Consider the following 15,948-nt stretch of genomic DNA (forward strand, 5'->3'; position numbering starts at 1 on the left):
TTTCAAGATTTGGGTATTATGATTGACACTATTGTGAAGATTCCCGGATATAGCATCAGCGAACAACTCTATAATGGCTCCCGAACCCAAGTTTATCGAGGTTATCGAGAAGTTGATCAACAACCAGTAGTCGTTAAATTACTGAAAAGTCCTTATCCCAGCTTTAACGAACTTTTGTTGTTTCGCAATCAGTATACAATTGCTAAAAATCTCAACTCCCCCCTGATAGTCCAAACCTACAGTCTAGAACCTTGTCAAAATGGTTATGCACTAGTTATGGAAGACTTTGGGGGGATTTCTCTCAAGGAGTGGAGAACTAGAGAAACCCAACAATCTTTAGAAGAATTTTTAGTGATCGCGATCGCACTCTGCGACATCTTAGATTTACTCTACCATGAGCGCATTATTCATAAAGATATCAAACCCAGCAATATATTAATAAATCCCGAAACCAAACAAATTAAATTAATTGACTTTAGTATTGCGTCACTTTTGCCACGAGAAACCCAAACCCTAGTTAATCCCAAAGTATTAGAAGGAACACTTGCTTATCTATCTCCTGAACAAACAGGCAGAATGAATCGCGGGATTGATTATCGTACAGATTTTTATTCCCTGGGTGTGACATTTTATGAATTACTGACAGGTGAGTTACCATTTTCATCTAATGATGCGATGGAATTAGTACATTGTCATCTAGCGAAAACAGCACCATTAATCACAGAAATTAATCCCCAAATTCCATTAGTACTGTCAGAAATTGTCAGCAAATTGATGGCGAAAAATACCGAAGATAGATATCAAAGTGCCTTGGGATTGAAATCTGATTTAATGAATTGTTTAACTCAACTAAGAGAAACTGGTAAAATTGACAGCTTTAAAATTGCTAATCGGGATGTGTGCGATCGCTTCATTATTCCTGATAAATTATATGGCAGAGAAGCGGAGGTTTCAATTTTATTAGAAGCATTTGAGCGAGTCAGCCTTGGTGCAACAGAAATGATGCTTGTCGCTGGGTTTTCTGGAATTGGGAAAACAGCCGTTGTCAACGAAGTACATAAACCAATTGTCAGACAACGCGGCTACTTTATTAAAGGTAAATATGACCAATTTCAACGGAATATTCCCTTTAGTGCATTTGTCCAAGCATTTCGTGATTTGATGGGACAGTTAATAACTGAAAGCGATACCCAAATTCAGCAATGGAGAAATAAAGTCTTAGAGGCTGTTGGCGATAATGGTCAAGTAATTATTGAAGTCATTCCCGAATTAGAAAACATTATTGGTAAACAATCATCAGCAGTAGAATTATCAGGAACAGCCGCCGAAAATCGCTTTAATTTATTATTTCAAAAATTCACCCAGGTCTTTACAACTAAAGAACATCCTTTAGTCATATTTTTAGATGATTTACAATGGGCTGATTCTGCATCACTAAAATTAATGCAGCTATTAATGGCTGATACCGGGTATCTATTCATTATTGGTGCCTACCGTGATAACGAAGTCCATCCAGGACATCCATTAATGCTGAATTTGAGTGAGATTGCTAAATCACAAGCAACAATTAACACAATTACTTTAGCACCACTGAGTCAAGTAAAATTAAATCAATTAGTTGCTGACACACTCAAATTTCCAGAAGAACTCGTAGGGAATCTTTCTGTATTGATTTATCAAAGAACAGAAGGTAATCCATTTTTTGCTACACAGTTTCTCAAAGCATTACATCAAGATGGGCTGATTCATTTTGATTTTGAACTAAGGTGTTGGCAATATGACATAGTTGAAGTAAAAGCGCAAACAGTTACAGATGATGTTGTAGCTTTTATGAGTTCACAATTGCAAAAACTACCACCATCAACTCAACAGATTTTGCAGTTAGCTGCTTGTATTGGTAACTCTTTTGATTTAAATACTTTAGCTATGGTTTCAGCGCAAACAGTTATCGAAACATCGGATGCTTTGTGGCAAGCATTGCAAGAAGGTTTAGTTTTACCCATTAGTGATTTGTATAAGTTTTATATTGGGCAAGAAATTCAAAATTTAGAAAAGAAAACCCAAAATAACGTTAGATATAAATTTTTACATGATCGCGTCCAACAAGCTGCATATTTACTAATTCCAGAAGATAAAAAGCAGGAAAAACATTACCAAATTGGAGAGTTATTATTACATCATACATCACCAGAAAAACAGAAAGAAAATATTTTTGATATAGTTAATCATTTGAATATAGCCAGAGAGTTAATTACTACAAAAGAGCAAAGACATGAATTAGCACAATTGAATCTCATGGCTGGAGAAAAGGCTCTCGCGGCAACGGCTTATAGTGCTGCTGCTAAATATTTCCACAATGGAATTAAAGCTCTAAATTTTGATAGCTGGCAAAGTGATTATAGACTAACTTTATCTCTTTATGAATCTGCAATCAAGGCAGAGTATCTTAACATCAATTTTGCCCATGCCCAAACTTTAGCTAATTTTGTTTTAGAGCGTGCAACTAGCCTAATTGATCGCGTAAAAATTTATGAGTTGCAAATTCAAATGTATACGGCTCAGTCAGAAATGCCAAAAGCACTGGATGTAGGAATTTCGGCGTTGCAATTTCTAGGAGTCAATTTAAATGATGCTCCTGAATCTTCAGTAATTCACCTACCAAAATTGACCTCAATAGAATCACTACCAGTTATGCAGGATGCCCATCAAATTGCTGTTATGCGTATACTTATGGCAATTTTTCCTCCAGCCTACACAACGAAACCAGAGCTGCTATCTTCAATTGTCTTGACAATGATTGATTTGAGCTTAAAACAAGGACACACATCTCTGACTGCATTTGCCTATGTATTTTATGGCATATTACTGTGTGGATTTGAGAAGGATTTAGATAAAGGATATTACTCTGGTTTACTTGCATTAGAAGTGTTAGATAGATTTTCTGCTAGAGAATTGGAATGTAAGGTCAAGAATTTATTTAATGTTTTTATTCGACCTTGGAAAGAACCTCTAATTGATACTCTAGAAGCATTAGAGAAAGCTAGTCAAGTTGGTTTTGAGATGGGCGATATTGAGTATGCTAGTTATGCAACTGCTCATGGCTGTACCTATCGCTTTTTTGCTGGAAAAACTTTAACAGATTTACAACAAAAACAAAGGATTGCACTTGAGGTTTTACAGCCAATTAAACAAGATCACTCTCTTGGCAATGCTCAAATTTGGCAACAACTTGTCTCTAATTTGTTGGGAGATGTCACTGAGCTAAGGCAATTGTCAGGTGAATATTTTGATGAAACTGAGCTTTTATCTGTTTACTGTGCTGGAAACGATCGCTCACTGCCGTTTACAGCATATTTAGCTAAGTCTATTCTCAGCTATTTATTTGCAGATTATTCAAGTGCAGCGACATCAGCACTCATGGCAGCAAATTACGCTGATGCTGCTATTGGTGTTACTGTGGCGATCCACAACTTCTATTATTCTCTTTCGTTGTTATCGCAGTGTCTTGATTTACAAGCTTCTGAAAACAAATGCACATCATTTATAAACGACAAGTGTCAATCCCTGCTAGAGCAAGTAGAAATAAATCAAAAAACTATGAAATTATGGGTTGATCATGCACATATAAACTTTGAACATAAATACAGTTTGGTAGAAGCAGAAAAATGCCGAGTTTTGGGACGAATTGCAGAAGCTATTAATCTATATGAGCAGACAATTTCCCTAGCAAAAGCGAATAAATACATCCAAGAAGAAGCACTAGCTAACGAACTAGCTGCTAAGTTCTATCTGGACTGGGGCAAACAGCGCATAGCCCAAGAATATATGATAGAAGCCTATTATTGCTATGTACGTTGGGGTGCAAAAGCCAAAGTCGCTGATTTGGAAAAACGCTATCCCCAATTACTTGCGTCGATATTACAGCCAAGCCGTTCTGTTGTTTCCACTAACGAAACTATCTTTACTTTGGGAACTATCACCTCCACCAGTTCCGCTACATCCAGCAATAGTGCTTCTGTGGCTTTAGATTTAGCTGCTATTCTCAAAGCATCTCAAACGATATCTGGGGAAATCGAACTAGAAAAACTGCTTTCATCCTTACTCAGAATCGTAATTGAAAATGCTGGGGCTGATAAATGTGTATTAATGCTGTTGCAAGACAATCATCTGCTAATTCAAGGTGCAATTATCCAAGGAACACAACCGATTGTGTTGCAAAGTCTTGCTATTGAAGGCAGTCAAAATATTCCCCACAAGCTGATTTACAAAGTCAAGCACAGTCAACAAACTGTTGTCTTGTTGGATGCAACCGCAGATACCACCTTAGCCAATGACCCCTATATTATCCGTCAACAGCCTCAAAGTATCTTGTGCAGCCCGATTTTGCATCAAGGTAAGTTGATGGGCATTTTATATCTAGAAAATAATTTAACAAAGGGAGCGTTTACGAGCGATCGCGTCGAAATACTCAATTTAATTTGCACTCAAGTCGCCATTTCTCTAGAAAATGCCCGACTTTATCAACGTTCTCAGGAATATGCCCAACAGCTAGAGCGATCGCTTGATGAGTTAAAAACTGCCCAATCCCGCTTCCATAACCTAGTAGATAACGTTCCTGGAGTAGTGTATCAATTTCTGATGACGACCGATGGTTCGGGGTCAATGTCATACATTAGTAACGACTGTTATAAACTCTATGAAATCAGTGCCGATGAAGCGATCGCTAATGTGCAGATCCTCATAGATATGGCGCATCCAGAGGATATTGAAGCTTATTATCAGTCCATTGCATATTCAGCTCAAAGCTTAACTCCCTGGCGATGGGATGGACGAATTATTACACCCTCTGGAATTATTAAGTGGATTCATGGGGAAGCCCGAATAGAAAAACTTGTTGATGGCACGTTAGTGTGGGATGGACTGTTGTTAGATATTAGTGATCACAAACGCGCAGAACAAGAACTACAACAAGCCCAATTACAAATCATTCAAAGTGAAAAAATGTCTGCGTTGGGTAATTTAGTTGCAGGTGTCGCCCATGAAATGAATAATCCATTGGGCTTTATTGCTGCTACTCTCCAACAAACTAAACCTAATTTAGCTGACCTAACCGAACATCTCAAACTCTATCAAGAATCTCTAGAAAATCCTGATGATGAGATTCAAGACCATGCTGAAGAAATTGACTTAGAGTATCTGTTAGCAGACTTACCTAAAACAATCGATGCAATGGTTATGGCGTGCGATAGGTTGAAAAATATTAGCACTAGCCTGCGGACATTTTCTCGCGCTGACAAAGATTACAAAGTCCAGTTTAATCTCCATGAAGGCATTGACAGCACAATTTTAATTCTCAAGCATCGCCTCAAAGCTAATGAACAACACCCAGCTATTAAAGTCATAACTAATTATGGTAATTTACCTTTAGTCAATTGTTTTCCGGGACAATTGAATCAGGTATTTATGAATATTCTTGCCAATGCTATTGATGCGTTAGAAGAAGCAAATATTGGTAAAAGCTTTGCAGAAATTCAAGCTCATCCTAACTCTATTACAATTACCACTGCCATTGTAGAACAAAATGTCAACATTTCAATTGCTGATAATGGTAAAGGTATGAGTACAGAAGTTAAACATAAGATTTTTGACCATTTATTTACTACTAAGGGAGTCGGTAAAGGTACGGGCTTAGGATTAGCGATCGCCCGTCAAATTATCGAAGAAAAACACGGCGGTAAAATCACAGTCAACTCTGTTCTGGGCGAAGGTACAGAGTTTTTAATTTCCCTCCCTATCTAAAATTTGTGCAAAAACGCAAAACAGTGCGCTTTTGTACAAATTCTTGGTTGAGTATCAAGAATGTTTTTTTATACAAACTTTTTTCAAGTGGACAAAACATCAATTCTAAAGCTATAAATTTTAACAACTTTGTTTTATAGGCATCCTAAATTTTTGTTCCGCTCATAGTTTTGGTAAGACCAAAAATATTACGTAAATTGCAAAAAAATAATATACATCTAGGTTAAGAGTATGTACGGTTTAGTGAACAAAGCAATTCAAGACATGATTTGTGAACGCCACGGTGAGGAGAAATGGGAAATTATTAAAAGCAAGGCGGGATATGAAGACATAGACTTTTTTATCGGTATGGACGGTTATCCCGATGAAGTCACCTATAGTTTGGTTGCAGCTGCTTGTGAGGTATTGAAGATGCCTGCACCGGAGATTTTGCAAGCTTTTGGTGAATACTGGGTTAACTATACCGCAGAAGAAGGCTATGGGGATTTGTTAAACAGTGCTGGCAACTCTTTACCCCAATTTATCGAGAATCTAGATAACCTCCATGCCAGGGTAGGTTTGAGTTTCTCCCAACTGCGTCCGCCATCGTTTGAATGTGAACACACCAGTGAACAATCCTTGGATCTCCACTACCAATCAACTCGCCACGGATTAGCGCCAATGGTGATTGGTTTACTCCACGGATTAGGAAAACGCTTTCACACCACAGTGGATATTACCCAAACGAGTTTTCGTGACCAAGGAGATTTTCAAGATACCTTCACTATTAAATACACAGATTCTCAGTCCGATGACCAAAAATGATGAAATCGGGTTAAGACAATTCAGCCTCAGTGCTGACCAATTTGCTGCATTATTTCCCTTCCATCTAGTAATAGATCAACAAATGCAGATCATCCAAGTGGGTGAAGTACTTCAGCGAATTCTTGCACCGATTCAGATTCTCAATAGTCCTCTAGAAGCGCATTTTTGCATCAATCGTCCCAACTGTGCAGTTAGCTTTGAAGCTATATGTCAACAAACGCGATCGCTGTTTCTTTTGCGATCGCTCCACAAAGATATGCAGCTTAAAGGACAGATGGTATGTATGGAAAATGGTGAGCAATTGGTATTTCTCGGCTCTCCTTGGATTACAGATATTACTAATCTCAAAAACCTAGAACTGAGTATTGATGACTTTCCTTTATATGACTCAGTTTCAGATTATCTCTTTCTCTTACAAGCGAAAAATTCCGCACTCACAGATGCGAAAAAACTCACCACAAAACTCACAGAACAACGCGCCGAATTAAGAGCCACAGCTTCCAGGTTAACAACACTGATTGAAAGTTTGCAAATTGGGGTTTTGCTAGAAGACGAAAACCGACATGTTGTTTTAGCTAATCAAGAATTCTGCAATTTATTCAGTCTTCCCCTGACTCCAGCAGCCTTACAGGGCATGGATTGTCGCCAAGCATCAAAAGCCAGCAAGCAAATTTTTGTGGAGCCTGAAAAATTTATTCAGCGCCTAGATGAGATTCTGTACCAAGGCGAAATCGTCATCAATCAAGAATGGCAACTCCAAGATGGACGAATTTTGGAACAAGATTATGTACCTATTGTGGTTGATGGCAAATTCTATGGTCATTTGTGGAAATATCGTGACATTACCCGACGAAAACAATCAGAAAATGCTCTGAGATTAAGTGAAGAACGGTTAGCCTTGGCGCTGGATGCGGTAGAAGAAGGGCTTTGGGACTGGAATTTAGCCACTGGAGAAGTTTATCGTAGCGCCCGTTGGTATACAATGCTGGGCTACCATCCCGATGAGCTCCCAGATGATATTAAAGTTATCAATGAATTGGTTCATCCCGAAGACCGACTGTTGATGCGACAACGATTGATTGCTCATCTCAAAGGACATACAGCTTTTTATGAAGCTGAAGCTAGATTTTTGACTAAATCAGGAAATTGGAAATGGATTTTGGATCGAGGTAAGTTGGTCAACCGCGATTTCCAAGGCAAATCTCTGAGAATGGTGGGGACTCATTCAGATATTAGCGGACGCAAAAAAGCCGAAGAAGAACTACAGCAGCAATATCAACGCGCTCTTTTACTCAAGCAAATTACAGAAGAAATTCGTCAATCCCTACAACTAGAAAAAATTCTCCAGACCACAGTTACAGAAGTACAACACATTTTGCAGGCTGATCGGGTGTTAATCTTCCAAATTAACCCTGATGGTTCAGGTAAAGTTGTTCAGGAAGCAGTAGTCCCGGAATGGTCAGTAGTTTTTAATAAAGACATTTGCGATGCTTGTTTGCAAGATAAATATCTGAATTTGTATAGTGACGGGCAATTAAGTGTGATTTCTGATTTAGGTCAAGTGGAATTTCATGCCTGTGAAATTGAAGATTGTCAGGTGAAAGCTAATTTGGTTGTACCGATTTTGGTGCGGGAACATTTATGGGGCTTATTAGTGGTACATCAATGCGATCGCCCCAGAAAATGGACAGATTTAGAATTAGACCTGCTCAAACACCTAGCAGATCAAATGAGCATCGCTCTCACCCAAGCCCAATTGTTAGCCAAAGAAACTCGCCAAGCAGATTTGCTCGCCCAGCAAAACGAAGAATTGAATCTTGCCAAACAATCAGCAGAAGCGGCTAATCTGGCCAAGAGTAATTTCCTCGCTACAATGAGTCATGAAATCCGCACACCCATGAACGCCATCATTGGGATGACGGGATTACTTTTGGATACTCCTCTCAAACCTGAGCAAATTGACTATGTAGAGACTATCCGCAACAGTGGCGATGCTTTATTAACAATTATCAACGACATTCTGGATTTTTCTAAAATTGAGTCTGGCAATTTAGAGTTAGAAGACCAACCTTTTGACTTGCAAGTTTGTGTGGAAGAAGCCCTGGATTTGTTGGCTCCCCAAGCAGCCCTCAAAGGTATCGAACTGTTATATCAATTCCAACCCCAGACACCCACTTTAATTATTGGTGATATTACCCGCGTGCGTCAGATTCTCTGGAATTTAGTCAGCAATGCGGTTAAATTCACCAAGGTGGGAGAAGTTGTGGTCACTATCACCATGCAGCAGCAATTCCAGCAACCAGAAGCCACAATTACTGATCATGTGTATTACGAATTTTTGTTTACAGTGAGTGATACCGGAATTGGGATTCCGCGCGATCGCTTGGATCGATTGTTTAAGCCCTTTAGTCAAGTTGATGCTTCCATGACGCGACGTTATGGTGGTACAGGCTTAGGGTTAGCTATTAGCAAGTGCTTGAGCGAAATTATGGGGGGCAGAATGTGGATAGAAAGTGAAGTTGGTCAAGGTTCAACTTTCAATTTCACCCTCACACTGCAAGTTGATGCTTCAGTAATTGATAATTCCTATAGTATTTATCCAGAATTACTGGGCAAGCGATTACTGCTGATCACAGATCATGGCAATTTACAGAAATGTTTAACCTGGCAACTTCAGAGCTTGGGAGTTGATGTCCAAACAATCGAATTCAGGGCTATTCAACAGTGCTTAGAACTACATCCCACCTTTGACTTAGCGATTTTAGATGTCGATAGCCCTCATCTAGATATCCTAGAATTAATAACGCAAATTCGCGCCATACCCCAACAGCAAAATTTGCCTTTGGTAATGTTGAGTTATAAAGGCAAGCAAACTTTAGAGGTGAAGCAAATAGCGGCTGAATTTACTGCCTTTTTGCATAAGCCTGTGCGTCACTACCAATTACAAAATACGCTCTTACAAATTGTGCGTGGTAGTTGGTCTACCCGCCGTGTCGATACTCAAATTACCATTCCTTCCTATTCCCGCTTACCTGCGCCACATTTACCAAGAATTGATGACCAACTTGCCCAAAATTTACCACTCAAAATTCTCTTAGTGGAAGATGTGTTAGTAAATCAGAAAATTGCGCTGAAAATGCTGAATCGATTAGGTTTCCGGGCTGATGTGGCTAATAATGGGCGCGAAGCCCTAGAAGCTTTACAACGGCAACTCTATGATGTTGTGTTTATGGATATCCAAATGCCAGAAATGGACGGTTGGGAAACTACGATGCGGATTCGTCAGGAATTCTCCCCGCAAGTCCAACCTTGGATAATTGCTATGACTGCCCATGCTCGTCCCGAAGACCGTCAGGAGTGCTTAAGAGTCGGGATGGATGATTATATCAGTAAGCCAATTCGTCTAGAGGCGCTAGAAGCAGTTCTGAAACAGTTGAATATTCAACAATATCAAGACTCTCTGCCGCCTCAGTCAGTAGCAGAAACTGAGTATGTTTTACCTTCTATATCTCCCGATGCTGATGTTGCAGCTGCCATTGACCACAGTTTTCTAGAAGAGCTAAAAAATATGGCAGGTAGTGATGGTGAGCATTTAGTCTTTGAACTTGTCCAAGTTTACTTAGAAGATACGCCGATGAGACTAGAAATGATTCAAACAGCTATTGCTGTGGGAGACAGAATTAAGTTACAAAAAGCGGCTCATGCTTTGCGATCGCCTAGTGTGAGTATTGGTGCTGTTAACTTAGGAAATATCTGTGAAACTTTAGAAAATTCTGCTCCATATCAATCATTAAAGTCCCTTGCTCTCCTGGTTAATCAATTAGAAAATGAATATAACAAGGTCATTACAGCTTTAAAAAATAAGTAGTAGCGTGACCGGACTAAAATAGTGCAAAAATTAGTTCTTGGTTTGTGGGCATCTTGTCCATACTGAACGAGCTTCTAGCCTATCCTACAAGATAATTTTAATGTAACTGATGATCAATCATAAATTTACCCCTCACAGGTTGTTGAAAATCCTACTCATTGCCAGCATAATTTCTACATTTTTTCACTACACTGATAATTATTTCTTCATCGAGCAATATCCCCAACCAACTTGGATTAATGCCCCAGCAGTTTATCAAACATGGCTGATTCTTACAGCCATAGGAATTACTGGGTATTGGTTGTATAAATATCAAAAGTATTGGCTGGCTTATGCTTTTTTGTTTATCTACTCCTTCACAGGCATAACAAGTCCAGGACATTATTTTTATGGAAAATTATCCCAATTCTCAGCCAAAATGCACTTGTTAATCTGGACTGATGGCTTAACTGGTTTGGCGATATTGGGATTTATTTTTTGGTCAGCAATCATTCTCAAACAGTTGTGGCGAGAAACTAGCCCAAATGAATCAGAACTTAGGCACAAAAGTTAGACAGTGAATATTATTAAAATTTGTTGGGTTTCGCTGCTGATTCACCCAACCTACCTTGCTTTTTTGAAATTACAAATGATGAATTACGAGGCCATATTTCGCGGTGGAATTTCTCGCCCTTGATGAAATTGTTTTTCTAACTTACCTAAACCAAACCAAATTCCGCCACCAAATAATACAGCTAAGTTAGCAATAATTACAGTGATATGAGAAATATCTCCAGGAAATAATACTGATAAAGACAAGAAACTCCAAACTAATGCTGTTGCTATCACTACTCCTACACGCAACCTTTGGAAGTTTTTTAGGGCAGTTCGACAACTAATGCAATGTTTGGTGTGGGAATGGTATCTATCTAATAAAGCTTCTTTGGGTAGTGGCGGCGGTAAGGTTTTTCCTGGAAATGATTCTGCACAATATTGCTTGACCCAAGAACGTAATTGAAATACAAAAATATCCGCTTTAGTTGGTAAATAAAACGCTTTGGTAAAGTTATCAGTACCACCTTTTTGTTCTAAATAACGTTCTTGGTGATGTAAAAAAATTTGGTCATCTTCGAGTACGCCATTTTGTCCTAAATGAGAATACCAGCGAGGCGTGAGTTTAATAAATAATCCTGGTAATTTTGATGAGAATTTGAAAGGAAAACGGGCAAATAAGCGACATTCTCCTTTACGTATAGGAGTTGCATAAACGACTGTTAATGTTCTACCAAATTGCTTGGAGGTGAGATCATGCCACATCAACCCCGGCGCAATAAAAGTGGTATCTTGTTTGCCTAAAGTGCCTTTGCGGGGGCCTTCTTGCCAAAGGCCTTTAAAACCCCATTTGCCGGATTCAACAATTTCCAATTCTACGGGCGATACATTGGCACGGTTGCCAACAGTGCGATGATGAGTATAAGGAATGTGGCTGGAATCGAGAACATTTTCCATTAGTGTCAAAGCATCGTAAGGTAAGTCTCGAAAGGTATTCAGGCAAACCCAGCCATCTGTATCTTCTTCTAAAACATCAACGATGGGAACCTGTGTTTTGGCAGCATTCTCAGGTTGACCAGGATAAACAAACAATAACCCTTGTTTGACTGTGGTTGGTAATGATTTTACACAAGCGCGGGGAGATGTTTCGGCTTTTGTCCCTGGTACTTGTTGAGGAATGCTTTCACATTTGCCTGTTCCCGAAAATGCCCAGCCGTGATAGGGACATTCTAGCCAGCCATCTTCGTTAACTCTGCCTTCGGAAAGTGGGGCTAAACGGTGCGGACATTGGTCTTCAAAGGCTCGCCACGTTTGTTCATTTTTGTCCCACCACAAAACTAAGTCTCGCTCTAGTAAAGTGAAGCGTGTTAGCTGGGATTTATCTAAGTCGGCGACGTAGTGGACTGGATACCAAACTTCTAACCAATCAAAGCGTTCTGGGTCTAGTCCACCAGCAGGTAAATTTTCTGTGGTTGTTGGGGATAATGGCTCTAACAGGCTGTTGGACATAATGAGTGAGATGCGTCAAGTAATAATTGTCTACCCACCAAAAATGTAACAATTTTTTAACGACGATGGCAGGCAAGCAGCATGAAATCAGCCAATGGTCTAAATTAACAAGCAGTTGCACAAAACAATTTCAACACTATGGCAGTAGACACAAGGGAATGTGCAGAGGTGAAACTAGCTTTACGTCAGGCGTTGGCTGCTTGTGGTGGCAATACTAAGGATGAAACTGTAATTGCTGCGATTGAAAATCTGCGACTTGTTAACCCAAATCCAGCGCCAGCTCGTAACGGTAAGCTATTAGATAGTAATTGGCTATTAATTAGTGCGCCTAATTTTCCTGGTGGTGAACGGTTGGCAAATGGTAAGTTTGCTTACACTCTTGGTCGTCTGGCTTTTAATATGTTTCAGCCGACAAAACTGAAATTAGTAATTGACCGAGTTTCACAACCTGTTTTTTTATTAGGGAATGGCGAACAGCGCAGTCACGATATTGTTGTGGAATTTACAACAGTTGATGAAAATTATCCGCAAATATCTGGGGTTGTGCGGAATTTGGGTGTGTGTGAACCGATTAGTGATACCGTGCTACAAGTCAAATTTACTGGGGGCATTTTAGCACCACAAGACCCAACTAAAATGGATGAATGGCGTACAGTTTTTGGTCAGCAGAGTCAAAATGTCAAACGCAGTTTTAAAGACAGTTTGATGTTGGGTTTCTTGAAGTTAATGTTTGGTCTGGTTCCACCACAAGGAATCAACTCTGAGACTGGAGAAGTTAAGTTTATCATGGAGCGATCGCCTAAAGGTCGGCTAGAAATTCTCTATCTTGATGAGGAGTTGCGAATCACTTATGGCGAAAAGGGAACCATTTTAGTATGTGAAAGGCAATAGCATATTTTATAAGAATTCAGAACTCAGGAGTCAGAAGTCAGAATTTAACAGCAATTCACAACTATTTATTTGTTGAGCCAGAATAATTTTACGTAATCTGCCAACATTCTGGCTCCTGGATTCTTACAATATTTCTATTCCCCACTCCCACTCATCCTCATGCAAACTCCCTCTACTTTTCCAAATTTAATTGCTGCGGGCTTTCATGCACTTTCCGATCCGTTACGAATTAATGTGCTAGAACTATTGCGACAGCAAGAACTTTGTGTATGTGATTTATGTGATGTTTTGAGTGTAAGTCAATCAAAACTCTCGTTTCACCTCAAAACTTTGAAGGACGCTGGTTTAGTTAATTCCCGTCAAGAAGGACGTTGGATTTATTACAGTTTAAATATTCCGCAGTTTAGTGTTTTAGAACAGTATTTAGCAGGTTATCGTCAGCATAGTTTAATATCACCTGTACGCTCTTGTTGTGATTAAATCAAGACTTGTTATTTTTGTATAGAAGCAAAACCCCCGACTTATTGAAGAAGTCGGGGATATGAACACTACGAATTAGTACAAATTAGAAGACTGAAACTGAATATTAGGACTAACGTACTTTAGTATCTGGTACAACTGGTAATTTAGGTTTTTGTTGTGCTTGTAATTTTTGTTGGGCGATGGGTTGATTAGCTAATGCTAAGGCATTTTTGGGATCAAGTTGTAAGGTGGCGGTAAAAGTATTGACAGCATCTTCTAATTTACCCAATCTCAATAAAGCAACGCCTTTACCTGCTAAGATATTTGCATCCATAGGCGCTAAAGTACTAGCTTGGTTATAAGCATTAATCGCCTCATCATATCGAGCTAAATTAAATAGAACTATGCCTCGGTTGTACCATCCTTGGGGTAAATTAGGGTTGATACCGATCGCTCTATCCGCAGATACTAAGGCTTCTTGATTTCTCGATAAATGCCACAAAACCACACTCCTGTTAGCCCAAATATTGGCTATGAGTGATTGATCTGTGAATTTGCCCACATTTTCTAAGGCTTTATTATAAGCTGCTAGGGATGCGGAATAGCGGTCTAAGGTTTTGAGAATTCTGCCTTTATTAAACCAAGCTTGGGCATATTTCGGATTAATTTCGGTGGCGCGATCGCTACTAGCAGTTGCATCAGAATATCTGCCTAAATACCATTGAGTTGCAGCACGATTATTCCATGCTTCAGCATAGTTGGGATTGAGGGCGATCGCTCTTTCGATTGAGGCTAATCCTTCTTCATAACTTCCTAATCCAGCTAAGGCGATTCCTCTTTCTTGCCAAGCTAAGGCGGGGCTAACATCACCCCAACGACTATCACCTTGGAGTGCTTGTTCGGCGGCTGCTTGTGCTTCTTTAAATTTACCTAATTTGTTGAAGCTGGCACTTTGGCTGGCTAAAGCCAAAGCATAATTAGGACTTAGTTTGACAGCAAATTCATAAGAAACTGCCGCTTGTTCTGGTTTACTAATGGCTGCTAATGCTCTACCATGTTCTAACCAAATATCTGCATCTTTGGGATTCATCGCCACGGCTTGATCAAAGGAAGCGATCGCTTCTTCTAATTGACCATTTTTTTTCTGTGCCAAACCTTTAGTATACCAAGCAATTGCAGGTGTAGTTTCACCCCAGTTTTTGTTAACTTTAATGGCTGCGTCACAAGCGGCGATCGCTTCACTAAATCTGCTTAAATTGGATAATGCTTGACAGTTACCAACTAAGGCTAAAGAATTCTCAGGACTAATTTCTAAGGCGCGGTTATAGGAAGTAATTGCTGCGTCTAATTGCCCTAATTTACTTTCGCCTAAAGCCCGGTTATACAAGGCTGAAACTGCGGTATGATTGCCCCAGTTACCATCAGAACGCAAGGCTAAATCACAAGCGGCTATCGCTTCGGCCGTTTTGTTTAAATTTAATAAGGCTTCACATCTTTGGGCTAAAGCTAAAGAATATTTTGGTTGTAGGCGTAAGGTGCGATCGGCTGACACCAAAGCTTCACTATATTTGGCTTGCTTGAGTAAAATTTCTGTGCGGGTAATCCAAATTTCTGGTTCGTCGGGTTTGATCGCAATGCCTTGATTACAAGCTGCGATCGCTTCATCATATTTCTTTTCCTCTCCCAACAACTTACAAAAATTTGCCCAATAGTCAAAGTCTTTAATTTCTAACTTTTCTTCAGCAAACAAACTTGTTGGTACTAACGAATTTGCTAATACCAAAACTGCCGTTAGTCCCCCGACAATACTGCTAGATTTGACTGCTTTACTTAACCAGTTATTAATAGCTTGTCTGCGTCCTGGCTGGGTATTAGCATGAAAATGTCTCATATTTTTTAAAGTTTGTCAATAATATTTAACGTTGCTGACAATAATCAATTGCAGTCCGCATCAACTTTAGCAAACACATCTAGGACAAATTAATTTTGCAACCATTCGCAAAAATTAACATCTTTAACTAGGAGAAACTGCAAACTTTTATAAATTGTTGGCAACTTAATAAGTTAATCTATATTCTATTGTT

Annotated in this window: 8 protein-coding genes; 6 read left to right on the forward strand and 2 right to left on the reverse strand. The window is 39.4% G+C overall.

Annotation, left to right across the window (positions count from 1 at the left end; genetic code table 11):
- The first annotated feature begins 18 nt into the window (after positions 1–18).
- From H6G74_RS15190 to H6G74_RS15205, 4 genes are all read left to right on the forward strand, one after another.
- Positions 19–5,799 (forward strand): trifunctional serine/threonine-protein kinase/ATP-binding protein/sensor histidine kinase, encoded by a 5,781-nt coding sequence (locus H6G74_RS15190; RefSeq protein WP_190968467.1) that lies wholly within the window; start codon positions 19–21, stop codon positions 5,797–5,799.
- A gap of 231 nt (positions 5,800–6,030) precedes the next feature.
- Positions 6,031–6,603 (forward strand): heme NO-binding domain-containing protein, encoded by a 573-nt coding sequence (locus tag H6G74_RS15195; protein WP_190968468.1) that lies wholly within the window; start codon positions 6,031–6,033, stop codon positions 6,601–6,603.
- Positions 6,590–10,471 carry a response regulator gene (locus H6G74_RS15200; protein WP_190968469.1) on the forward strand — a complete coding sequence of 1,294 codons (3,882 nt, stop codon included), beginning with the start codon at positions 6,590–6,592 and terminating at the stop codon, positions 10,469–10,471. The genes H6G74_RS15195 and H6G74_RS15200 overlap by 14 nt, the downstream gene beginning before the upstream one ends.
- Positions 10,472–10,580: 109 nt before the next feature.
- Positions 10,581–11,024 (forward strand): hypothetical protein, encoded by a 444-nt coding sequence (locus H6G74_RS15205; protein WP_190968470.1) that lies wholly within the window; start codon positions 10,581–10,583, stop codon positions 11,022–11,024.
- A gap of 83 nt (positions 11,025–11,107) precedes the next feature.
- Here the strand turns inward: H6G74_RS15205 and H6G74_RS15210 are convergent, their stop codons facing one another.
- Positions 11,108–12,511 carry an aromatic ring-hydroxylating dioxygenase subunit alpha gene (locus H6G74_RS15210; protein ID WP_190968471.1) on the reverse strand — a complete coding sequence of 468 codons (1,404 nt, stop codon included), beginning with the start codon at positions 12,509–12,511 and terminating at the stop codon, positions 11,108–11,110.
- Positions 12,512–12,649: 138 nt separating this feature from the next.
- Between H6G74_RS15210 and H6G74_RS15215 the strand changes: the two genes are divergently transcribed.
- Positions 12,650–13,402, forward strand: coding sequence for a PAP/fibrillin family protein (locus tag H6G74_RS15215; protein ID WP_190968472.1), 753 nt, complete (start codon positions 12,650–12,652; stop codon positions 13,400–13,402).
- Positions 13,403–13,561: 159 nt separating this feature from the next.
- The gene (locus H6G74_RS15220; protein WP_190968473.1) at positions 13,562–13,882 is read left to right on the forward strand and encodes an ArsR/SmtB family transcription factor; all 321 of its coding nucleotides are present in this window, start codon (positions 13,562–13,564) and stop codon (positions 13,880–13,882) included.
- Between the two features lie 112 nt (positions 13,883–13,994).
- Here H6G74_RS15220 and H6G74_RS15225 read toward each other — a convergent pair whose 3' ends face one another.
- Complete coding sequence (locus H6G74_RS15225) at positions 13,995–15,755, reverse strand: tetratricopeptide repeat protein (RefSeq protein ID WP_190968474.1); 1,761 nt, start codon at positions 15,753–15,755, stop codon at positions 13,995–13,997.
- Positions 15,756–15,948: the final 193 nt, after the last annotated feature.

The sequence above is a fragment of the Nostoc spongiaeforme FACHB-130 genome, assembly GCF_014698475.1.
Classification (GTDB): Bacteria; Cyanobacteriota; Cyanobacteriia; order Cyanobacteriales; family Nostocaceae; genus Nostoc_B; species Nostoc_B spongiaeforme.